Here is a 22425-nt window from a genome sequence, read left to right on the forward strand (position 1 = left end):
GACGAGCGTAGTGAACGGCGGAGAGCACAGCGGGTCGGCGTCGCCGAGCCCGCGGGCTTCCGAGGCCGTCGTATCTCTCCATCGACGTTTCCGCACCCAACGGACAGCACCGTTCGACGGGTGCCAACGAACCTCGGCACCGCGCGATGGCGGCAGAATTGCGACAGTCAGCGGCGGACGAGAAGGAGGGCCGCAGCGAGGAACGCACCGAGGGCGATCGCAATCCCGAATCCGGGGGCCTCACTGCCGGTCGTGTCGGTGGCCGTCGGCTCCCCCTCGGGCGACGCGGTGACGGAGAATCCGTCGAGATCGGTCCCGGCGGCCCAGACGGCTCGTTCGTCGTCGCTGCCGTCCGGAGACGGTGACACCGACGTCAGCGCGTATCCCTCGGGAGCGCTCACGCGAAGTGTGCGATCGGGGTCGAACCCGCTCGCGAAGGGCTCCGTGAGGACCACGCGATCGTCCCGGACGGCCGCCAGGCCGTGCCAGACGACGCTCATCTCGACGACACCGGTTCGGTCGGCCGTCGAGAGCGACAGTTCGGCGTCGCGAGCCGACATCGTCCGGCCGGTCTCCTCCGCCGCGCTCGCGGCGAGCGATCGCATACGCTCCGCGAAGGCCGTGCGGAAGCGATCCCGCGCGTCTTCGTCGTCCCGCAGCTGTTCGAACGCCGCCGATTCGTTGTCGTCCGTCAGATCGAACGTCGAAACGAGCGTGACGGCCGCGGATCCGTCCTCGTGAAGCGCGATCTCGAGCGCGGGTTCGGGTGCAGACTGCTGTGCGGTGACCGGTGCGACCCCGACCGAAACGACGAGGGCGAACGCGGTCGCGATGCCGACGACAGCTCGGGTTGTATCGTCCATTGTTTGTCTCGGATGTGTCTCGTCTGTAGTGCCGAACGGCTATCTGTTCCCGCCGGCGTTTCCGGACCCGGACGCGGCGTCCGCGTCGCCGTCGGTCCGGCTCTCGGTACCGTCCCGTGACGTCGTCGGTTCCTCGCTCTGCGTGGCCGTCGCCGCGTCCGTGGCGTCGCCGTCGCTCCGCTCGCGCGAGTCAGAGTCACCGGGTCGGTCCGTGGGGGCGCTTTCGGCCGAGCCGTCCGACTCGGGGCCGGCATCCGCTCCCGGACCGCCCGCGGCGCTGCCGGCGGACGCCCCGGCGATGCCCCGAGCGATCTCGGCGACCTCGGGACCGGTCAGCTCGCCGGCGTCGTTCTTCAGGGTCCGAATCGCAGTGACGTTGACGCCCTTCGACCGCAGCGACTCCTCCGGGAGGCCCCGCGTCGCGTTTTCGGTGTGGTTCGCGAGCCGTTTCACGCCCTCCGTTCGGGCGTGCAGTTTCGCCATCTCCGTTCGGAACCGAGCCTCGCTCATCGAGCCGTTCTGCCGGGCCTCTTCGAGTGCCCGCTTGCGCTCCGTGATGTTCTGGAGGCGCTGTTCGAGGTCGCCGTACTGCGCCGCGACGACGGCCGCCTTCGAGTCGTTACTCTTCGCGTTCGCGACCGCGATACCGAACGCGCGCCCCTCGAGTTCGGTCTCGAGTTCGGTCTGCTGCGTACTGACGATTCCGCCGAGACGCGCCCCGAGCGGAATGCTCGCGTTGTCGTCCGCCTCGTCGGCGGCGGTACTCGTTTCCGTATCGGTCGGCGTCGCCGTCTCGCTGGCGGTCGTGGTCGTCTCCTGTGCGAGGGCCCCGGTCGGAACCGCGGCGATCGCACTCACGACCAACAACAGCGCGACGACGACTGTGATGTTTCGCCTCATCTCCGCTCTCGGAGACGGCGGAAAGTCGTATATAAACGGACGTCGCTGATCCCGGTTTGTGCTCGTTTAATCCCGTTTTACGTCGATATCGACGGTTACGCCCAGTTTGCGGGACGGAACGTGTCCAATCCCGATCCAACGAGACGGCGAGTCCCCGCACGTGGTCGCGCCGTGTTGACACGTGGTCACGCCGGTCGATTGTTCCATCGCGCACGCGAGTGACTATTGGACAGATCGCCATCGCAGCAATCAGGCTTGACAGATCGCCACGCGGTACCGAATCGCAGCAATCAGGCTCGGTCGCTCTCGGTCTCCCGCTCGGTCTGTAAATCGGCGTCGGAATCGGCCTCGGCGTTCGGGTCGTCCCCGCCGGTCGGACCGTCCGAGTCGGTGCCGGCGCTCTCGTCGTCGCCCGCCGCCGCGGCCCCGCGGTCGAGTTCCCGATCGATCTCGTCGTAGTTCGTCGACAGCGACTCGACCGTGACGACGTTGCCGCCGCCGGGGTCGATCACGACGACCTCGGTCCCCTCTTCGAGTTCGCCGTCGACCGATCGGGCGGAGTAGAAGGGATTGAACCCACCCTCGTCGAGTTTGACTTCGCCCTCGGTTGGCGTGACCCGCTCTGTGACCCGTCCGGTTCGGCCTCGGAGGCTCGTCGAGTCGCTGGTCTGCCCGGAGCCCTTCCCGCCGTAGATGTCGAGTTCGCGGTAGCCGTAGAGCGAGACCGCCCCGAAGAGGAGGACGAGAACGCCGAGGACGATCGGGGAGGCGAGCGGCCCCAAGAGGAGGCCGACGAGCCCCGCGGCCAACAGCGCCACGCCGAGCACGACGAAGTGCGCGCCCGGCGCGAACGCTTCGAGGACGCTGAGACCGATCCCGGCGACGACGAGCAGCAGCGGCAGCGTCTCCGGCGGGATCGAGAGCTGCAGGGCGATCGAGGGCGCACCTTCGAGCATACGCTCCGTAGGTCTGGCGGACGATTAAGGGTTGTCACGCTCCGCGACGCCGTCGCCCCGCGAGCCGGCCGTCTCGGACGCAGTCGGCAGTCGCAGAACCACGTTCGTCCCCGACGCCCCGACCTCGAAGTCGACGGCGCCGCCGAGGGAGTCGACGCCCCACGTGACGATCCACAGCCCCAGTCCGCTCCCGTGTTCGAGGGCCGTCTCCCCCGTCTCGTCGAGGACGGCGAGTTCGTGCTCGGGGATCCCCGGGCCGTCGTCCGCGACCTCGACCGCGAGGAACCCCGGTTCCGCTTCGTCCTCTGCGGTCCGGACGGTCACGGTCGGAGTCTCGGAGGGGTCGTGTTCGATCGCGTTCTCCAGCAGGTTCTCGAAGACGGCCTCCAGGAGCGACGGGGCCGCCCGGACCGTCACGTCGTCGTCGACGTCGACGGTGATCTCGGCAGCCGGTTCCGTCTCCGAGCGTCCCCCGGCATCGGGTTCCGTCTCCGAGAGCCCCTCGGTGATCTCTTCGAGAAGCGGTCGCAGTTCGACGGGGTCGGGGTCGTCGACGCCCGCGTCCAGCGCCCGCTCGATGTAGCGGGCCTTCTCGCCCAGTTCGACGACTCCCGCGGTGTTCTCGGCGGCGACGTCGAGCATCCGCCGGACGTCCTCGTCGTCGACGCGCGCTTCGGCCATCTCCAGGTAGCCGGAGACGACGTTCAGGTCGTTCCGGAGGTTGTGCCGAAGCACCCTGTTGAGAACGGCGAGACGCTGTTCGCGCCGGCGCTCCTCGGTGATGTCCTGAAAGACGATGGTGTCGCCGACGGCGGCCCCGGTGGCGTCCGTGAGCGGCGACGTCGCGACGGCGTAGGTCCGCTTCCCGCCCGCTCGCCGTCGCGTGATCGGCTCGTTGTCGCCGTCGAGGTCGACGTCGTCGAGGTGAGTTTCGAGCCGTCGACCGAGCGCGTCGCTCCGGGCGGTGCCGAGCAGCCGCCCCGCCTCGTCGTTGCACTCGATGATCCGCCGGCCGCTGTCGACGATGACGACCGCCGATCCCAGGTTGTCGATGGCGGCGCGGTCGGCGACGCGCCGGGCCGCGGGCACCATCTCGAACATGTCCCGGGAGAAGAACGCGTACATGTCGAACGCCAGGTGGACCGGAAAGAGCAGCGGCGTGAGGTTCAGCGGCGGCGTCGCGCCGACCTCGGCCAACCAGAGCAGAAACGGGACGCCCGGGAAGATCGGCGAGACGGCGATGGCCGCCGCCTGGGTCCGGTACAGCGGCCCGTAGCTGAACACCGTATCCGCCAGCAGGAACGAGGCGACCGCGATCATCAGGATGAAGCCGGCGGCGTTGACGAACAGCCACGGCTGGTGGGCGTAGACGACGGTCGCGAGGCCGTAGGTCGGTTCGACGGCGTAGTCGCTCCAGGCGATCCGGTGGAGCGGGTTGGTGACGACGAGGAGAGTGTGGAGCACCTGGAGGGCGACGACGCTCCCCATCGCCTTCGACCGGAGGAGGTGCCCCCGCCCCGTGTACTCCAGCGCGAAGGCGAGAAAGAACACCCCGATGAAGTTGATCGCGGTCCAGATCGGCACCTCGAAGGCCTCGCGCAGGGCCGGATCGAACACGAACAGCGCGAGCCCGTACGACAGCGACCAGAGCGCCTCACATCCGATCGTCGCGAGGAAGAACCGCCCGCCGAGGCGGTCCCGATACGGCCAGAGGTACCGCATAAACCCCAGGGAGACGACCCCCGAGGCCAGCGACGCGGCCGCCAGCCACGGGAACGCGGAGAGCACGGGTATCACTCCCGAAGGCCGTCGGTGGTAAAAAGTTACGTGCGTGTCGCCTCCGCGTTCGGCGCAGGTGGACCGCCCGGAGAGCGGTCAGTCGCTTCCGGACTCGACGGTCGCCTCCGGCGCCAGCGAGGGGTCGCGAACGAAGCGCACGCCCGTCTCGTCGGTCGTCAGGAGCGTCGCGCTCGTCCCGTTCTCGGGGACGGAAAACACCGTCCAGACCTCGCGGGTCTCCCCCGGCTCGAAGAGGCCCGCCGAGGGGAAGCCGGTCACGCCGTCCAGCGGCTGATGGGCGTACCGCTCGCCGGCGACGTCGACGACCAGGGCGGACTGTCCGAACTGCGTGGGCGCGCCGTCCCTGTTGGTGACGTTCATCCGCACCAGGAGGAACTTCTGTTCGGACGGCGCGTCGTACGTCGTCCCGTTTACCGTCAGGGAGTCGGTCGTCTTCGCGTTCCAGCGGACGTCGACGGTCGCGTTCGCGCCGGCCGTCGAGACCGCGGAGACGTCCGTGCCGCCGTCGCCGCCCGAGGCGAGCGGGCTGCCGAGACCGACGGCCGGTCCCATCGTCGCACCGAGGACGAAGGCGACGACGAGGACGAGCGGGATCACCACGGCCGGAATCGACCGCGACGAGAGTCCCCGGAGGTGCGACGTGAGCGCGCCGAAATGCCCCCGATTCGATTCGCCGGAACCGCCCGGCGAGGGACCGTCCGCGGGGTCGGTTCCGCCGACAGCCCGGCTCCCACCGTCGGAGCCGGACTCCCCGCCGGCACCACCGTCACCGCGATCGAACCGCTCGCGGATCGAATCGATCGCCGCCCCGGCGCCCGCGACGCGCTCGACGAGCGCGGCCGGCACGGGGACGCCGAACTCCTCCAGTTTTTCGACGGCCGCATCGAGGCCGCTCGCCTCGGTGTATTCACCCAGAACGTCCTCGAAACCGCCCTCTTCGACCGTGTTCGCGAGCGCCGAGCGATCCAGCAGGTGGACGCTCCTCTGACCCGCGATCCGCCGGGCGCCCTCCGCAAACGCGCCCTGCGTCGCGACGACGGCGACGTCGACCCCGCGCTTCCGACAGAAGCCGACGAACTGCTTCAGGTGCCGCTCGGTCACCGTCGCCGTCGTCGTCGGGAAGACGTAGATGACCCCGCGCTTGCCGTCGCCGCGCTTGCCGATCACGAAGTGCGTCTCGTCGGCCCGTTCGCGGACCGACGTCTCCCACCCGCGGGCGTCCCACAGGTCGGCGAGGAACGAGACGAACTCGTCGGGGTCCAGTTCCGGAATCACGGGGAACCACCTCGGCGGGCGAGGAGCGCGGCGGCCCCCAGGAGCGCCGCGACGGCGACGCCCGGAGAGAGGGGCAGGCTCGACTGCGTGGCTCCGACCGGGTCCAGCGGCGTCCGGGTCACCACGGGGTACGGCGTCGCGGAGGGCGTCGCCGTCGCGGTCGCCGTTCGCGTGGGCGTGCTCGTCTCGGTCGGAGCCGGCGGGAACGCGACGTGTGCGGTGTCGTTGACGAGGTATCCGGCCGTCGAGTACGCCGCTGCGCCGGGGTCGTACGACTCGTCCTCGCCGGGGCGAACCAGCTCCGCGCGGAGTTGCTGATCCTCGAACAGCGCCGTTCCGAGTTCGGCCGAGACGTTCGCGTGCCGTCCGGGGGCGAGGTAGTCGCTCCGGCCGACGGACTCGCCGCTCGCGTCCGTCAGGCGGACGAACCCGCCCGCGGGGACCTCGACGCTCGCGACCCCGACGCTCGTCCCGCTTACGGTCTGGTTCTCGATCCGGACCGTCGGATCGGGCGCGACGAGGCGCACCTCCTGGGTCGTCTCGGGGAAGTGACCGCGGACCCAAAGCGTCGCGTTCGTGCCGCGGGTGAGCGCGGAGAGGTCGAACGCGGCCCCGAAGCTCCCGTCCTCACGGACCGTCGCGTCGGCGAGTTCGAGGAACGCGTTCGGGTCCGACGACCGGAGTCGGACCTCCAGTTCGGTGTTCGGCGCGCGGTTCGTCGATCCCGTCACCGCGAAGCTATCGTTCTCCCAGGGGTAGTGTACCGAGTCGGTCGCCGGCGACAGCGACACCGACTGCCGCTCCAACTCGAAGGTCGTCGACGCGGCGGTCGCCGACCCGTCGGAGAGGCCGCTCTCCTCGGTGAGCGTCAGCGCGGCCCGGTAGCGGTTCCGTCCGTTCCGGGACTCGATGGGGACCCCGGAGGTGTTCCAGAGGACGTAGAACTCGTCGTTCGCGAGGTTCGGGAGCACCGTCACGTTCGCGGAGTCGGTCGCGACGTACTCCCGGGGTTCGTGGTTCGGCCCCGGATCCGTCTGCGTGAAGTTCACCTTGAGCCCGTTCGCGGCCGCGCTCCCGGTGAGATCAGAGGCGTTCAGGGCCGTCTCAAGCCCGCTCTCCTCGATCCGCATCACGGCGTAGTCGCCGCGGGCGACGGTCGATCCGGCGGTCGTCGTCGACTGCAGCGGGCCGACGTTCGCGTCGTCGTCCTCGCCGCCGCCGACGTACTCCGAGGGCGCGAAGGAGCCGGGGGCACGGTGGGACTCGGCGGTCACCGCGCCGCGGGGCTCGACCGTGAGCGTCGCGATGTCGCGTTCGACGCCCGCGACGTCGACGCGGAGCAGGTAGTCCTCGGGTTCGAGCGGTTCGTCGAGCGGCGGCGTGTGAAGCGTCGCCGACCCGCCGTCGACGAACGCGCTCGGATCCGCCGCGGTCGTGCGGCGCGTGTCGAGGACGATCTCGTCGGTACCGCCCCCGCCGAGTTCGACGGTGAGGTGGAAGCCGTACTCCGGGCCGCCGATCGTGACGTTCGCCGCGGCGGAGTGAGAGACGGAGATCGTCACCTCGTCGCCGCGCGTGACGCTGACGTTCCCCTCGGGGAACGACCCGGAGGCGTCGTCGGTCTGTTCGCGGGCGGTCGTGTCGGATCCGTCGTACGGGGGAGCGCCGACGCGGTCGGCGACGAGAGACCGATCCGCCGTCTGCTCGTGACCGGCGGACGCGGCGCCGAGTCCGGAGACCGGCGTCGCGGCCCCCGCGAGGAGGGAGAGGGCGACGGCGAGGGTGACGGCGGTGGAGGCGTGAGACATCGGCGAGACGGTCGTCGTTCCCGGCTACCCCCCGACCGGCATAAAACACTGCGGTCAAACCATCAGAACTGATAACCGAGCGGTCGCCGGGGGACGGCGGTCGGCCCCGCGACCATCGCGGCCGCTCGGTCGGCGTCCGCGAACCCCGCCGCCGCCCGGTCAGAGCAGTCCCGGCAGGACGGCGCTCGCCAGCAGCCCGACGGTCCCGAGCACGCCGAGGAACACGAACAGCGCGTGCTCCGCCGACGGGTCCCCGGGTTCGATCGGTTCGCTGAGAAGCGGGTTCAGCTCCTCGACCGCGGTCGCGGCGTCGAGACTCTCGTCGTCGACGTCGTCACCGAGTTCCCCGGCCTCGCCACCGACGCCCTCGGAACTTCCGGCCTCGCCACCGACGCCGTCGGGACTTCCGGTCTCACCACCGACGCCGTCGACGCCGGCGTCCTCCTCCGGCGTCTCCCCCTGACTGCTGCGGTCCGAGTCACTCATTACCGGACGTACGCCCTGGGAGGAAAAAGACCTGCCGCCCCCGTTCCGAACCGACGCTACTCGACCGGGCCGCGTCGGTCGCCGTGTCTGATGAGGTTGCCCTCGAAGACGACGCCCCGCTCGGCGTGCAGCGTCAGCGTCGTCCCGTCGGAGAGCGACCGCGGGAGGGGGGCCCCGGAGATCATCGGAATGCCGAGTTCGCGCGCGACGAGCGCCGGATAGCCGGTCATCCCGGGGCGCGCGTCGATGATGCCGGCGATCTTCGAGGCGTCGCCCTCGAACTCGCCCTCGAAGCGGGCGGGCAGCGAGAGGATCGCGCCGTCGGGGACCTCCGAGAGGTCGCCGTCGTCGACGACGGCGAGGGGGCCGGCGACCCGGCCGCCGACGACCTTCCGTCCGTTGGCGACGGTCTCGGCGGCGACGTGGAGTTTGAGCATGTTCGTCGTGTTCGTCCCCTCGAGTTCGGTCATCATCCCCGAGAGGACCACGAGCGTGTCGCCGGAACTGGCGACGCCGGCGTCGAGCGCGGCGTCGACGGCGTCCTCCATCATCTCGTCGATTCCGTCTCGGTACGAGGAGTACTTCGGGACGACGCCCCACGAGAGCGCGAGCTGCCGGCGGACGCGGTCGTCCGGGGTCGTCGCCACGACGGGGACGCCGGGGCGGAACTTCGCGGTCTTCCGCGCGGTGTAGCCGGACTCGGAGGCGGCGACGATGGCGCTCGCGCCGACGTCGCGCGCGAGATACCGCGCCGAGCGGGCGAGCGCCTCGGTCCGGGAGTCGCCGTCGGCCGTCGGGATGCGCTGCTCGCGGCCCTCGGCGTACTCCTCGCTGGATTCGACCTGGCGGACGATCCGGTCCATCGTGTCGACGACCCGGACCGGGTCGTCGCCGATGGCGGTCTCGCCGGAGAGCATCACGGCATCGGTCCCGTCGAGCACCGCGTTGGCGACGTCGGAGGCCTCCGCGCGGGTCGGACGGCGCGCGTGGACCATCGAGTCGAGCATCTCCGTCGCCGTGATGACCGGCGTGCCCGTGGCGTGGCACTTGCGGATGATCCGCTTTTGAATGATGGGGACGTCCTCCAGGGGCATCTCCACGCCCAGGTCGCCGCGGGCGACCATCACGCCGTAGGCGGCGTCGATGATCTCGTCGAGGTTCTCCACCGCGCCGGCGCGCTCGATCTTCGCGACCACCGGGATGTCCACCCCGAGTTCGTCGAGCGCGTCGCTTATGGTGTAGACGTCTTCGGCGTCGCGGACGAAGGAGGCGGCGACGAAGTCGGCCTCGGTCTCGGCGGCGACTTCGAGTTCCTTCCGATCGCTCTCGGTGATGAGGTCGATGTCGAGGTCGACGCCCGGGAGGTTGACGCCCTTTCGCCCGCCGAGTTTCCCGCCGGAGTCGATCCGGGCGAGGAGGCCGTCGTCGTCGACTTCGAGCACCGTGGCCTCGATCCGCCCGTCGTCGAGGAGGATCGTGTCGCCGGACTCGGCTGCGGTGATCGAATGCGACAGCCCGATCCGCTCGGGGGTCGCCTCTCCGCCCTCGTGGAACCGGACTTCGCTGTCGGTTTCGAGGTGGATCGGCTCCTCCAGCGGCGCGGTCCTGACCTCCGGCCCCTGGAGGTCGACCATCGCGGCCAGCGGCTCCTCCGTCACGTCGTCGACGGCGCGGATGCGATCGATCACCTCCCGGCGGTGGTCCGGCGTCCCGTGGCTCGCGTTGAGCCGGGCGACGCTCATCCCGGCGTCGACGAGGGCCCGAATCGTGGACTTCTCGTCGGACGCCGGGCCGAGCGTGCAGACGATCTTCGCTTTTCTCATAGCGATCCCTACTCGGGACCGAGTTAAAAAGACCGACGATGGAGGGGGAACCGAACGTGGTGCGGGAGTCTGCTGCGAGGGGTCGGGGGCGAGGGCGACGCTCGGGGCTACCGGATCTTCGTGCCCGGTTCGGCGTCGCCGTGCGTCGTGAGCAGGTCGGCCTCTTCGCCCGCCGCGAGCAGCATCCCGTTCGACTCGACGCCGAACAGTTCCGCCTTCTCCAGGTTGGCGACGACGACGATCTTCTCTCCCACCAGGGAGTCGAGGTCGTGAAGCTGCTTGATCCCGGCGACGATCTGGCGCTCCTCGACGCCGATGTCGACGGTCAGCTTCGCGAGTTTGTCCGCGCCCTCGACGCCCTCGGCCGCGAGGATCTCGCCCACGCGGATGTCGAGTTCCTGGAAGTCCTCGAAGCCGATGCGCTCCTCGGCGATCGGTTCGAGGTCGGCGGCCGGTTCCGCGTCCCCGTCGTCGGCCTCGCCCGCGCCGTCCGCGTCGTCACCGGCGGCGTCGCCGTCGTCGCTCTCGCTCGCGGCCGCGACCCGGGATTCGAGTTTCTCGTTCAGCTCCTCGACGCGTTCCTCGGGGATCTTCTCGAACAGCTCGGTCGGTTCGTCGAACTCCCCGGCGGGGTCTTCGAGCGCGGCGTCGACGCCGACCGCGTGGACGTCGCCCTCCTCGCCGAGGTCGTCCCAGAGGTTCTCGGCGGCCTCGGGCGTCACCGGCTCGAAGAGCACGGCGACGGCCTTCGCGATCTGGACGCAGTCGCGGATGACCTGCGCCTTCTCCGGGTCGTCGTCGTCGAGCTTCCAGGGCTCGTTGCGCTGGATGTACTCGTTGCCGAACTGCGCGAGGCGGACCGCGCTCTCGCCGATGTCGCGGACGGAATAGTCGTTGACGCCGGCCTCGAACTCGTCGATGGCTTGCTCGATCCGCTCGCGGACGTCGTCGGAGAGCGCGACGTCGGGCGATCCGCCGAACTCTCGGGCCGCGAAGAGCAGCGAGCGGTAGACGAAGTTGCCGACGGTCCCGACGAGTTCGTTGTTCACGCGCTCGCGGAAGCGCCCCCACGAGAAGTCGACGTCCTGCTGGAAGCCGCCGTTGGTCGCGAGGTAGTAGCGGAGCAGGTCCGGTCGGAAGCCCTCGTCGAGGTACTCGTCGGCCCAGACGGCCCGGTCGCGGGAGGTCGAGAAGCCCTTGCCTTCCAACGTGATGAACCCCGAGGCCATCACCGCGCGCGGTTCGACGTAGCCCGCGCCGCGGAGCATCGCCGGCCAGAAGACGGTGTGGTGCTGGATGATGTCCCGGCCGATGATGTGGACGATTTCCCCATTGTCACGCCACGCTTCCTCCCAGTCGAAGACGTCGGGGCCGACGCGTTCGGTGTACTGCTTCGTCGAGGAGATGTACTCGATCGGCGCGTCGACCCAGACGTAGAGGACGAGGTCGTCGTCGCCGGGGTAGTCGACGCCCCAGTCCATGTCGCGGGTGATACACCAGTCCTGGAGTTCGCCCTCGATCCACTCGCGGGGCTGGTTCTGCGCGTTCGAGGTGCCCTCCAGGCGGTCGATGAACTCGCCGAGGTACTCCTGCAGGTCGGAGACGGCGAAGAACTTGTGCTCTCTGTTCCGGTACTCGGCGGGGTTACCGGTGATCGTCGAGACCGGGTCTTCGATCTCGCCGGGTTCGAGGTGGCGGCCGCAGCCCTCGTCGCACTCGTCGCCGCGGGCGTGTTCGCCGCAGTAGGGACAGGCCCCCTCGACGAACCGGTCGGGGAGCCACTGGTCTGCGTCGGGGTCGTAGGCGACGGGGATCTCCTTCTCGTAGACGTACCCCGCCTCCTCCAGCGTGCGGACGATCTCCTGTGTCGTCTCGACGTTCGTCTCGTCGTGGGTCTGCCCGTAGTTGTCGAACTCGACGTCGAACTTCGGGAACGTCGCCTCGTAGGTCTCGTGGTGCCGAAGCGCGAACTCCTCGGGGGTGACGCCCTCCTCGGCCGCGTTGACCGCGACCGGCGTCCCGTGCATATCCGACCCGGAGACGAACGCGGTCTGCTGGCCGAGTCGCTTCAGCGCGCGGCTGTAGATGTCGCCGCCGACGTACGTCCGGAGGTGGCCGATGTGCAGGTCGCCGTTGGCGTAGGGCAGCCCGCAGGTCACCACCGCCGGGTTCTCGGTGGGGAAGTCCTCGTGGCTCATAGGGGACACTCTCTGCGGCGACACCAAAATCCCGCTGATTCGGATCGGCCGATCCGGGGCGGACGCGGGGGCGAGGTGAGGCGGTCGGGGCGCCTATCTCGTCTCGTCGAGATCGCCCAGGAACGACACGAGCATCTCCCGACTCACGTGCGGCATCACGACGATCCGGACCAGCCCCGAGCCCGTCCGTGAGAGCCGCCATCCCCGGTCTCGAAGGGCCTCGAAGGTGGCCGCCGAGAGGTCGACCACGACGATCGGCAGTTCCACGTCTGCGACGTCGAAGCCGCGCTCGCGGAGTTCGCCCGCGAGCCAGCGTGCGAGACGGTCGGCGCGCTCGTACTCCCGGCGGTAGCCGTCGGGCCACAACGCGTCCATCGCGGCGGCCGCGCCGGCGACGCCCGCGCCGCTTCGGGTCCCCGTCAGCGACGCCTGCGACGTGGATTCGAGATACGGCGTGTCGACCGCCAGCGCGTCCATCCCCGTACGCTCGCGGAACAGCAGGCCGCCGGCGGGGATGACCGCCCGCCCGCACTTGTGGGGGTCGATCGTCATCGAGTCGATCGGGGCGTGGCCGAAGTGCCACTCGTGATCGGTGAAGGGGAGGAGGAAGCCGCCCCAGGCGGCGTCGACGTGGCAGTACGCGCCGGCGTCGTGGGCGAGTTCGGCGAGTTCGGGGATCGGATCGACGCGACCGTACTCGGTCGTTCCCGCGACGCCGACGACCAGCACCGTATCCTCGTCGATCGCGGCCGCGACGGCGTCGACGTCCGCGCGGTGGTCGGCGTCGGTCGGGACCGTCCGCAACTCGACGCCGAGCACCTCGGCGGCCTTCGTGAAGGAGAAGTGGACGCTCTCGGGCGCGACGACGTTCGGTTCGTCGGCGTCGGCGCGGTTCCGCGCCGAGCGCACCGCCTGGATGTTCGCCTCGGTCCCGCCGCTCGTGACGTAGCCGTGCGGCGGTCCGTCGCGGGCGGCGGTCCGCACACCGGCCTGGTTCGGGAACGTCGAATCGAGACCGGCCAACTCGCCGAGCATCGCCACCGCGCGCGCCTCGAGTTCGCCGATCTCGGCGTACGTGGCCGGGTCCCCCGGATTCGTCGCGAGGAACCGCTCTGCGGCCTCGCGCGCCGCGGGATGCGGCTCCGTGCACATCGAGGAGAGAACGCGGTCGAACGTCTGCGGGGCCGCCCGCTGCATAGCGTTCGGTACTTCCCGGTCGCGTTTAGGCATTCTGTTCTGTCGGGACCGCGTCGATCAGGGAATCGACGACCCGTCCGTGGCTGGAACGGACGGCCCGTCGAACGCCTCGATCAGCGCACCGAGTCGAGGAGGAGTCGCTGCTCGACGCGCTTGGCCTCGTGCTGGACGTCGCGGACGGCGTCGATGTTCGCCGACACCGACGAGATGCCCTTCTCGACGAGGAACTGGACCATCTGCGGCTTCGAGGCCGCCTGTCCGCAGATGCTGGTCTTGACGCCGAGGTCGCGGCACGTCTCGATGGTGTCGCCCATGAGCTTCAGTACCGACGGGTGGAGTTCGTCGAAGCGGTCGGCGACGCGTCCGTTGTTCCGATCGACCGCCAGCGTGTACTGCGTGAGGTCGTTCGTCCCGAACGAGACGAAGTCGATACCGGCCTCGGCCATCGACTCGACACCGAGGGCGGCCGCCGGCGTCTCGATCATCACGCCCCACTCCCGCTTTTCGGGATCGACTCCGGCCTGCTTCAGCAGATTTCGGGCGCGCACGACGTCCTCGGCGTCGTTGACGAGCGGGAACATGATCTCGACGTTGTCGTAGCCCATCTCGTATATGCGCCGGAACGCCTCCAGTTCGTGCTCGAACAGCCCCGGATTGTCCAGCGAGCGGCGGATCCCGCGGTAACCGAGCATCGGGTTGTGCTCGCGGGGTTCGTCGCCGCCGCCCTCCAACTGCCTGAACTCGTCGGTCGGGGCGTCGAGCGTCCGGACGCGGACCGGTCGAGGGTAGAACTCCTCGGCCGCCGTCCGGATGCCGTCGACGAGTTCGTCGACGTAGGCGCGCTCGCCGTTGTCCGCGATGTACTTCGTGGGCGTCTTGCCGAGCGAGAGGACCATGTGTTCGATCCGGAGGAGGCCGATGCCGTCCGCTCCGGTCGCCGCCGCGCGCTCGGCCGCTTCCGGGATCGAGACGTTGACCTTCACCTCCGTCGCCGTCATCGGCTTGACGGGCGTCTTCGGACGGGCCTCCTCGATCGGCTCGTGCTGTTCTTCCTCGGCCTCCGCGCCCGCGCGGACGGTTCCCTTGTCGCCGTCGATGGTGATCGGCTGGCCGTCTTCGAGCTGCCGGGTGGCCGATCCCGTGCCGACGACCGCCGGGACGCCGAGTTCGCGGGAGACGATCGCCGCGTGGGAGGTCATTCCACCCTCGTCGGTGACGATTCCCGAGGCGCGCTTCATCGCGGGGACCATGTCCGGCATCGTCATCTCGGTGACGATGATGTCGCCGTCGCCGACCTGATCGAGGTGGTCGAGCTTCGTGACGATGCGGGCCTCGCCCGAGGCGATCCCGGGGCTGGATCCGAGGCCGCGGAAGAGGACGTCGCCGTCGCCCTCGCTCCCGTTCGAGTCGCCGTTCGCACCGCCGTTCCCGGCGACCGCTGCGGCGTCGTCCGCTTCCGCCTCGTCGATGGTCGTGATCGGCCGCGACTGGAGCATGTACACCTCGCCGCCGTGGACCGCCCACTCGACGTCCTGGGGGTGCCGTAGTGGTCTTCGACGCGCTCGCCGAGTTCGACCAGTTCGTCGATCTCCTCGTCGGAGAGCACCCGCTTGCTCCGCTTCTCGTCGGGGACCTCGCGCTCGACGGTCTCGCCGGTCTCCTCGTCTTTGACCATCATCATCTTCTTGTCGGCGACGGTGACCGTCTCCACCTCCGCCGTCTCCCGGTCGATCACGTAGTTGTCCGGGGAGACCGACCCGGAGACGACCGCCTCGCCCAGCCCCCAGGCGGCCTCGATGATGATCTGCGGTTCGCCCGTCGAGGGGTGAGAGGTGAACAGGACGCCGGACTTCTCGGCGTCGACCATCTCCTGGACGACGACCGCGATGTCGACCTCGTCGTGGGGGAAGCCCTGGCGGTTCCGGTAGTAGATCGCGCGCTGGGAGAACAGCGACGCCCAGCACTCTTTGACCCGATCGACTAAGGCGTCCTCCCGGACGTTCAGGAACGTCTCCTGCTGGCCCGCGAAGGAGGCGTCCGGGAGGTCCTCGGCGGTCGCCGACGAGCGGACGGCGACGAACCGCTCGCCGTCGCCGAGGTCCCGATACGCCGAGACGATTCCGTCTCTGACGTCGTCGGGGACGGGCGTCTCCATAATGAGCTCGTGCGCGCGCTCGTGCGCCTCGCGGAGCGCCTCGGTGTCCTCGTGATCGACGTCGACGGCCGCGAACAGTTCCTCGTCGATACCCGCGTTCTCGATGAACTCGCGGTACGTCGCGGCGGTCACGACGAACCCCGACGGCACGGGCAGCCCTGCCGCAGTGAGTTCGCCCAGTGAAGCCGCCTTCCCGCCGACGTGATCGACGTCGGCGGACCGCACGTCGTCCAGCCAAGCTACAGCCATTAGCGTGTGCAATTCCGCAGATATCCCTAAAGTACTTTCCGAAGAGTGCAACGATGAATAAAACGTACTCGGAACCGAGTACGTAATCGAGGGAGTCGGCGGCGAGAGGTTCTTTAGTCCCGATGTCCTTCGAACGACTGTGATTCCGGAATGGGTCTCGTCGCTGCCGCCGTGGCTCGTTTTCGGCCTCCTGGGCGGCGGCCTCGCCTCCGTGGTCGTCGCCGGCGTGTTCCTCGTCGGCGGGCGGTTGTTCCCCGACGAGCCCGCACCCAGGGGTCACCGCGTCGACGGGTCGGCGCGCCGTCGCACGGAGATCCGCAAGTACCTTCGGACCATTTCGGAGCCGTTCGTCGAGGATCACGCGATCCACGGGGAGACGGTCGAGTTCTATCTCCCCCGGCGCGACGTCGCGCTCACCTTCGACGCGCAGGCGTACTTCCGTCTCGAACGCGCGGGGACGTACACCGTCCTCTGCGAACACGAGATGCCGGTGCACGCGCTGGGGCGGCGGCTCCCCTTCGACGTTCCGGAGTTCGACTTCGGACCGCGGGGACGAACGAGCAACGACCCCGTGGGCGAGGCGTTCGACCACCTCGATCTCGCCCGGACCGCGAGTCCCGAGGCCGTCAGAGACGCCTACCGCGACCGCGTGAAGACGGTCCACCCCGACCACGGCGGCTCGCAGGCGGAGTTCAAGCGCCTGCAGGAGGCGTACGCGACCGCCCGAGAGCACGCCGCGGAGTGAACGGGACGAACCCGAGCCGTCCCGAGCGTTTTTATACGAGTACGGAACCACACCGCCCGTGATCTGAACCGCACCACGGCGCGTCTCGCGGGCGTGTGACACACCGCGCCGTGGTTCGAGCGGCGATTCGGCCGTCTCGCCCATCGTGTCACCTGTTCGCCAATTCGAGGTTCACGTAGCCTATACTAGCGTTTGCAAGTCTTCACTCACTCGATCGCACGACAGCGTGCGATCGGACGAGCAATTAGTTGCAAACGCTACTATAGTGTCGCTGCCGCCGCTCGCTCTCCCGACCGGCCGCGAGCGCCACCGGACCCCTGGGTCGCCACCGGCGACCGCCGTCACCGATTTGCGCCCGTCGGTCGTACCTCCCGTCGTGGACGACATCGACTACCTCCCGCGGGCCGTCTACCTCTCGGGGGCGGACGCGCTCGTCGTCGCCGACCTCCACGTCGGACGGAGCGAGTCGTCCGCCGTCGAGTACCCCCTCGGCGAGCGACGCGACCTCCTCGAACGGCTCCGGGACCTGCTCGGCGCTGTCGGTCCGGAGACGGTCGTCTTCGCCGGCGACATCCTCCATCGGTTCGGGACGGTCTCCGAGCGCAGTCGGGAGACCGTCGAGCGGGTCGTCGCAGCCTGCCACGACGCCGGCGGCGATCCGGTCTTCGTCCGCGGGAACCACGACGCGGCGCTGGACTCGGTCCGCGACGACGTCAGAGACGCGTACCTCGCCGGCGACGACCCGCGAACCGTGGTCTGTCACGGCCACGAGGAGCCGCCGCTCGACGCCGAGAGATACGTGATCGGCCACGACCACCCGGCGATCGAGATCGAGGGACGGCGACGCCCCTGTTTCCTCGACGTCCCCGACGCCTACCGCGGCGCCGACGTCCTGATGCTCCCCGCGTTCTCGCGGCTCGCCGCCGGCGTCGAGATCAACGACGCGCGCGACGACAATCTGCTCTCGCCGCTGGTCTGCGGTCTCGACCGCGCCCGACCGATCGTCTACGACGAGGACCGAGCGGAGGCGCTCGCGTTCCCGCCGCTGGAGTCGTTTCGGCGGTTGCTCTGATCGGGCGAGACCCGGAGCAGTGCCGCGGTCAGCGATCCCGCTCGACCGCGCGAGCGGCCTCGCGGCCGCTCCGCATCGCGCCCTGAATCGACGACCACGCGGTGTAGTCGCCGGCGAGGTACGTCGATCCGCCCGGCGCGCGGGCGTCCGGCAGCGACTCGTGGATCCCCGGCGGCTGATCGAACTGCGCGAACTCGATCCGGTGGGTCCGGACCGGTTCGAGTCCCGAGAAGTCGCGTTCGGGGTACCACGACTCCAGCGTCAGCCGCGTCTCCTCTGCGAGCGCCGACGCGTCGCGCTCCAGCGCAGCGTCGCCCAGGAAGGTCGCGTTGAACAGCGCCGTCCCGTCCGGGGCGTACTCGGGGGCGACCTCCGACATCGGGACGACCGTGTTCGGCGACGGGTCGGCGGCGTTGAGCAGGATCTTCCGGCCCGTCCGCGGAGCGTCCTCGGCCGGCAGTCGGTAGTACTGCGTCACGCAGCCGCGGGCCTCGACCGGGATCGACTCGACGCCCGTGAGCCGGCGGGCTTCCTTCGGGTCGGCGGCGACGACGACGACGTCGACGTCCATCGTCTCCGCCTCCGTTTCGACGGTGACGTTGCCACCGGCCTCGTCGATCGACTCGACCCGTTCGGAGCAGCGGATCGACGCGCCCGCGGTCCGCGCGCGCTCGGCGAGCTGCTCGGGGATCGCGCGCATCCCCGCCGCAGGCACCGCGATCTGCCCGTCGGAGAGCGCCTTGAACGTGTACTCGAAGACGCGCTTGGAGGTCGACAGCGACCGGTCGAGCGTGATCCCGCCGTAGAAGGGGGCGACGAAGTGCTCGACGTAGTCCTCGGAGAAGCCCCACTCGCGGAGGTACGACCGGATCGACCGGTCCGCGGCGCGGAAGACCTCCGACTCCGTCCGCGTGCCGACGTGCTGGCGGAGCAGCAGCGTCCGGAGTTTGTCGCTCAGCGTTACCTCGGCGTTCCGGATGGACGCCGGGGCCGAGCGGAGGTCTCTGAGGGGATCCGAGAGCACCGACCGCGACCCGGGGCGGGCGATGACCGCGCCGGGGCGGAAGTACCGGAGGTCGAGCGCGTCCAGATCCAGCTCCCGGCGAACCGCCGGGTAGGCGGTGAAGAGGACCTGGAAGCCGCGGTCGAGCGTGAACCCGTCTCGCGTCTCGGTCCGGACCCGACCCCCCACGGTCGAACGTCGCTCTACCACGGTCACGTCCGCGCCCGAAGCGGCGAGTCGTCGGGCGGCGACGAGGCCGGCCAGTCCCGCGCCGACGACCGCGACGGATTCTCCGTCCATAGTCGACCTTCGCTCGGTGGACACAAAGAGACTGCGAGTGTCTCCGGTCGCGCCGGTTCCCCCGGCGGCGAGTGAATAGGGATTTGTCCGTCGGATCGTAACGCCGAGTATGCAAACGACAGCGGCGTTCCGCGGACTCGTCTGCACCGAGACCGGCGAGCGCTACGACGCGACGGCGACCGGGCCGAGCGACGCCGGGGCGCGGCTCGAAGCCGCGTACGACTACGACGCCGTCGACTGGACGGACGGCGCGCTTGCCGACGCGCCGGCGTCGATGTGGCGCTACGGCGACCTGCTCGCCTTCGATGATCCCGTCACCGCCCAGGAGGGCGGGACGCCGCTGGTCTCGGCTCCGGCACTCGCCGAAGAGGCCGGACTCGGTGGCCTTTCGGTCAAAGACGAGAGTCGAAACCCGACGGGAACTATCCTGGACCGGGGGCTCGCCCCGGCGGTGACCGCCGCCCGCGAGGCCGACGCGGAACTGGTCGCGCTCGCGGCGGCCGGCAACGCCGGCCAGTCCGCCGCCTCGTACGCGGGGATGGCCGAACTCCGCTCGTACGCCTTCGTCCCCTCGCGGTCGCCGTTCTCGAACAAGGCGATGATCAACGTCCACGGCGGGGAGATGCGCGTCGTCGGCGGACGGTACCCGGACGCCGAGGCGGCGCTGCACGAGCAGTTGCAGTCGGAGTGGCACACCCTCCAGGAGTTCGACAACCCGTACCGCCACGACGGGATCAAGACGGTCGCGTTCGAGGTCGCCGAGGCCGGTGGGTGGACTCGGCCGGACGCCGTGGTCGTCCCGGCGGGCACCGGCGAGGTCGTCGCCGGCGTCGCGAAGGGGTTCCGCGAACTCCGGGAGGTCGGGGTCCTCGATTCGCTCCCGCGAATCTTCGCCGCACAGCCGTCGGGGTGTGCACCGGTCGTGACCGCGTACGAACGGGACGCCGACTCGGTTGAGCCCTGGGAGTCGCCGGACACGATCGTCGGCGAGTTGGAGATCACCGACCCGAAGGGCGGGGCCGCCGCGCTCGAAGCGATCGAAGAGACCGACGGCGGTGCCGTCGCCGTCGACGACGAGGAGGGCCTAGAGAGCGCCGTCCTCGCCGCCCAGCGCGTGGGACTGGAGGTCGGCGCGGCCGGCGGCGTCGCGCTCGCGGCCGTCGACGAACTCGCGGGGGAGGGCGTCCTCGGTCCGGACGATCGCGTCGTCGCGCTCAACACCGAGTCGGGGACGAAGACGGCGGACGTGCTCCGGAGTCACCTGATGGGCAAGGGGGTGTAGGTCGACGAGGGCCGAGCCACCCCGCGGGTTTCGACTCGACTCTCGTCGCGGTTTTCCACCGTCAGGTTATTACTTTAGACCGGTCTAAACCGGCGTATGTTGAGCGACGTGATGGAGGACTACCTGAAGGTCATCTACGAGATCCAGGCGCGGTCGGGGCCGCCGGTCTCCACCTCCGCGGTCGCCGAGGCCCTCGACAAGACGCCGGCGACGGTGACGAGTATGCTCGGGACGCTCGAGGAGCGCGGACTCGTGACGCGCGAGAAGTACAAGGGAGCGGAGCTCACGCCGGAGGGCGAGACGGTCGCGCTGGAAGTGCTGCGGCACCATCGACTGTTGGAGGCGTACCTCGCCGAGCAGTTGGATTACTCCTGGAGCGAGGTGCACGACGAGGCCGACGCGCTGGAACACCACATCAGCGAGGAGTTCGAGCGGCGCGTCGCGGCGGCGCTGGACGACCCCGCGGTCGACCCGCACGGCGACCCGATTCCCTCCGCCGATCTCAGCCCGCTGGAAGAGGACGAGACCACGCCGCTTTCGGCCCGTGAGGTCGGCGACCGGGTCGTCGTCTCCCGCGTCAGCGACCGCGACCGCGACGAACTGGAGTACCTCGCGGACGCCGGCGTCACGCCGGGAACGACGCTCGAAGTCGTCGACGTCGCTCCCTTCGGGATGGTCACCGTCCGGACAGACGGGGGAGGCGAACAGAGCCTCCCGGACTCCGTCGCCGACGCGATCCGCGTCCGGCCGATCGACGAGCGGACCGGTCCCGACGATCGAGCCGAGGTGACCGACGCGTGAGTACCTACCTCGAGATCCTGGTCGTGGCGTTCGTCGCGCAGCTGGCCGTCCTCCCCGGCGAGAAGGTCCAGTTCATCATCGCGGGGCTCTCGACGCGGTACGACCCGAAGGTGGTCGTCGCGGCCGCGGGGTCCGCCTTCGCCGGGTGGACGGCCGTCGAGATTCTCCTCGGCCGGGCACTGCAGGCGGCGCTGCCGCCGGTCGTCCTCGACGCGGTGACGGCGGCGCTCTTTCTGGCGTTCGCCGTGCTCCTGTACCGCTCGGCCCCCTCAGCGGGGACGGAGACGACCGCGGCCGCGTCGACCGAGACCGACGGCGGTTTCGCGGACCTCGCTGCAGTGGACCTCCCGGGACCGCTGGAGCGCTACTCGGGGTCCTTCGACGGCTTTCTCCCCATCTTCGTGATGATGGTCACCGGGGAGTTCGGCGACAAGACGCAGCTGGTCACGATCGGTCTGGCGGTCCAGTACGGCGCGACGTCGGCGATCTGGGTCGGCGAGATGCTCGCGATCATCCCGATCAGCCTCGCGAACGCGTACTTCTTCCACACGTTCGCCCACCGGGTCGACATGCGGAAGGCCCACTTCGCCGCGGCGGCGCTCTTCGCGTTCTTCGGCGCCGACACGGTCCTCTCGATCCTGACCGGGTTCTCCTTCTGGGAGACGTTCATCGGCGCGATCAGCGCCGCGGCGGCCGGGCTCGTCTGAGCGCCGCTGGGCGACGCGGTCGACCGGCCGTCCGTTCGGCTTCGGATCTTTTTTCTCACCGCTCACCCTGTGTCCGTTCGATGACGAGTCTCGTCGCGACGCTCGGTGCCGGCGTCGTCTTCGGCGTCGCGCTCGCGGCCCCGCCCGGACCGATGAACGCGATCATCGCCGAGGAGAGCGTGCTCCGTGGGTGGATCGCGGGATTCAAGGCCGGCCTCGGGGCGATGACCGCCGACGGAATCTTCTTCGTGCTCGCGCTGCTCGGCGTCGTCACGTTCGTCGAGCGGTTCCCGCTCGTCCGCGCGGCGATGATCGGCCTCGGCGGCGTGTTGATGCTGTATTTCGCCTACGGCGCCGCCACCGACGTCCGGTCGTCGTTCACGGCCGGCGGCGGGGCTTCGGACGCCGAGGACCCCCGCGTCGGGACGGGGTTCAGAAAGGCGTTCGTGCTGGCGCTCACGAACCCCTATCAGATCCTCTTCTGGCTCACGATCGGCGTCGGGCTGCTCCGGCCGGGGACGCTCGACGTCCTGGCGCAGACGCCGTACGTCGGCGAGTCGCTGGCGGGAGTCGTCGTCGTCGACACCGGATCGCCGGCGCTCATCGCGGGCTTCTTCGGAGGGATCTCCCTCTGGATCACCGGCTTCCCGGCCGCGCTCGTAAGCGCCGAGCGGCGCGTCGACGCCTTCGCGCCGATCGTCGCCGGGGTCAGCGCCGTCGTTCTCGCGGGGTTCGGCGTCCTCTTCCTGGCACAGAGCGCCGGGACGTTTCTCCCGTAGGCCCGCCGGGAGTGACATCGCCGGTG

The 22425-nt window shown here is 69.8% G+C and carries 17 protein-coding genes and 1 pseudogene; 6 read left to right on the plus strand and 12 right to left on the minus strand.

What is annotated here, in order from left to right; translation table 11 throughout:
- Window positions 1–167: 167 nt before the first annotated feature.
- The 11 genes and pseudogenes from DV707_RS11490 to ppsA form a co-directional block, all read right to left on the minus strand.
- Complete coding sequence (locus tag DV707_RS11490; RefSeq protein WP_103991565.1) at window positions 168–863, minus strand: DUF7345 domain-containing protein; 696 nt, start codon at window positions 861–863, stop codon at window positions 168–170.
- A 39-nt stretch (window positions 864–902) separates the two neighbouring features.
- On the minus strand, window positions 903–1763 hold the full coding sequence (locus DV707_RS11495) for a DUF7096 domain-containing protein (protein ID WP_103991564.1): 861 nt from the start codon (window positions 1761–1763) through the stop codon (window positions 903–905).
- A 290-nt stretch (window positions 1764–2053) separates the two neighbouring features.
- A complete protein-coding gene (locus DV707_RS11500) occupies window positions 2054–2719 on the minus strand; it encodes an NfeD family protein (protein ID WP_103991563.1) in 666 nt (221 codons plus the stop codon).
- A 24-nt stretch (window positions 2720–2743) separates the two neighbouring features.
- A complete protein-coding gene (locus DV707_RS11505; protein WP_103991562.1) occupies window positions 2744–4507 on the minus strand; it encodes a histidine kinase N-terminal 7TM domain-containing protein in 1764 nt (587 codons plus the stop codon).
- An 87-nt stretch (window positions 4508–4594) separates the two neighbouring features.
- Window positions 4595–5794, minus strand: coding sequence for a restriction endonuclease (locus DV707_RS11510; protein ID WP_103991561.1), 1200 nt, complete (start codon window positions 5792–5794; stop codon window positions 4595–4597).
- On the minus strand, window positions 5791–7602 hold the full coding sequence (locus DV707_RS11515; RefSeq protein ID WP_103991560.1) for a DUF7282 domain-containing protein: 1812 nt from the start codon (window positions 7600–7602) through the stop codon (window positions 5791–5793). The genes DV707_RS11510 and DV707_RS11515 overlap by 4 nt, the downstream gene beginning before the upstream one ends.
- Before the next feature lie 159 nt (window positions 7603–7761).
- Window positions 7762–8088 (minus strand): DUF7312 domain-containing protein, encoded by a 327-nt coding sequence (locus DV707_RS11520; RefSeq protein WP_103991559.1) that lies wholly within the window; start codon window positions 8086–8088, stop codon window positions 7762–7764.
- A 56-nt stretch (window positions 8089–8144) separates the two neighbouring features.
- On the minus strand, window positions 8145–9911 hold the full coding sequence (gene pyk / locus DV707_RS11525; protein WP_103991558.1) for a pyruvate kinase: 1767 nt from the start codon (window positions 9909–9911) through the stop codon (window positions 8145–8147).
- Window positions 9912–10018: 107 nt separating this feature from the next.
- Complete coding sequence (gene metG / locus DV707_RS11530; RefSeq protein WP_103991557.1) at window positions 10019–12109, minus strand: methionine--tRNA ligase; 2091 nt, start codon at window positions 12107–12109, stop codon at window positions 10019–10021.
- Window positions 12110–12202: 93 nt separating this feature from the next.
- A complete protein-coding gene (mfnA, locus tag DV707_RS11535) occupies window positions 12203–13306 on the minus strand; it encodes a tyrosine decarboxylase MfnA (protein WP_103991556.1) in 1104 nt (367 codons plus the stop codon).
- 113 nt (window positions 13307–13419) lie between these two features.
- Window positions 13420–15710, minus strand: a pseudogene (ppsA, locus tag DV707_RS11540) (phosphoenolpyruvate synthase).
- 139 nt (window positions 15711–15849) lie between these two features.
- Between ppsA and DV707_RS11545 the strand changes: the two are divergent.
- Window positions 15850–16455 carry a J domain-containing protein gene (locus DV707_RS11545; RefSeq protein WP_103991554.1) on the plus strand — a complete coding sequence of 202 codons (606 nt, stop codon included), beginning with the start codon at window positions 15850–15852 and terminating at the stop codon, window positions 16453–16455.
- 376 nt (window positions 16456–16831) lie between these two features.
- A complete protein-coding gene (locus tag DV707_RS11550) occupies window positions 16832–17527 on the plus strand; it encodes a metallophosphoesterase (protein ID WP_235010768.1) in 696 nt (231 codons plus the stop codon).
- A gap of 28 nt (window positions 17528–17555) precedes the next feature.
- Here the strand turns inward: DV707_RS11550 and DV707_RS11555 are convergent, their stop codons facing one another.
- Window positions 17556–18830: an NAD(P)/FAD-dependent oxidoreductase gene (locus DV707_RS11555; protein ID WP_103991553.1), complete on the minus strand. Its 1275-nt coding sequence runs from the start codon at window positions 18828–18830 to the stop codon at window positions 17556–17558.
- A gap of 109 nt (window positions 18831–18939) precedes the next feature.
- Between DV707_RS11555 and DV707_RS11560 the strand changes: the two genes are divergently transcribed.
- The 4 genes from DV707_RS11560 to DV707_RS11575 all read left to right on the plus strand — a co-directional run bounded on the left by DV707_RS11560 (window position 18940) and on the right by DV707_RS11575 (window position 22399).
- The gene (locus DV707_RS11560; RefSeq protein WP_103991552.1) at window positions 18940–20112 is read left to right on the plus strand and encodes a threonine synthase; all 1173 of its coding nucleotides are present in this window, start codon (window positions 18940–18942) and stop codon (window positions 20110–20112) included.
- Window positions 20113–20208: 96 nt separating this feature from the next.
- Entirely contained in the window at window positions 20209–20913 is a 705-nt protein-coding gene (locus DV707_RS11565; RefSeq protein ID WP_103991551.1) for a metal-dependent transcriptional regulator, read from the plus strand.
- Complete coding sequence (locus DV707_RS11570; RefSeq protein WP_103991550.1) at window positions 20910–21620, plus strand: TMEM165/GDT1 family protein; 711 nt, start codon at window positions 20910–20912, stop codon at window positions 21618–21620. Before DV707_RS11565 ends, DV707_RS11570 begins: the two co-directional genes overlap by 4 nt.
- Window positions 21621–21700: 80 nt before the next feature.
- A complete protein-coding gene (locus DV707_RS11575; protein ID WP_103991549.1) occupies window positions 21701–22399 on the plus strand; it encodes a LysE family translocator in 699 nt (232 codons plus the stop codon).
- The last annotated feature ends 26 nt before the right edge of the window (window positions 22400–22425 follow it).

Source organism: Halobellus limi (assembly GCF_004799685.1).
GTDB classification, from domain to species: Archaea; Halobacteriota; Halobacteria; order Halobacteriales; family Haloferacaceae; genus Haloquadratum; species Haloquadratum limi.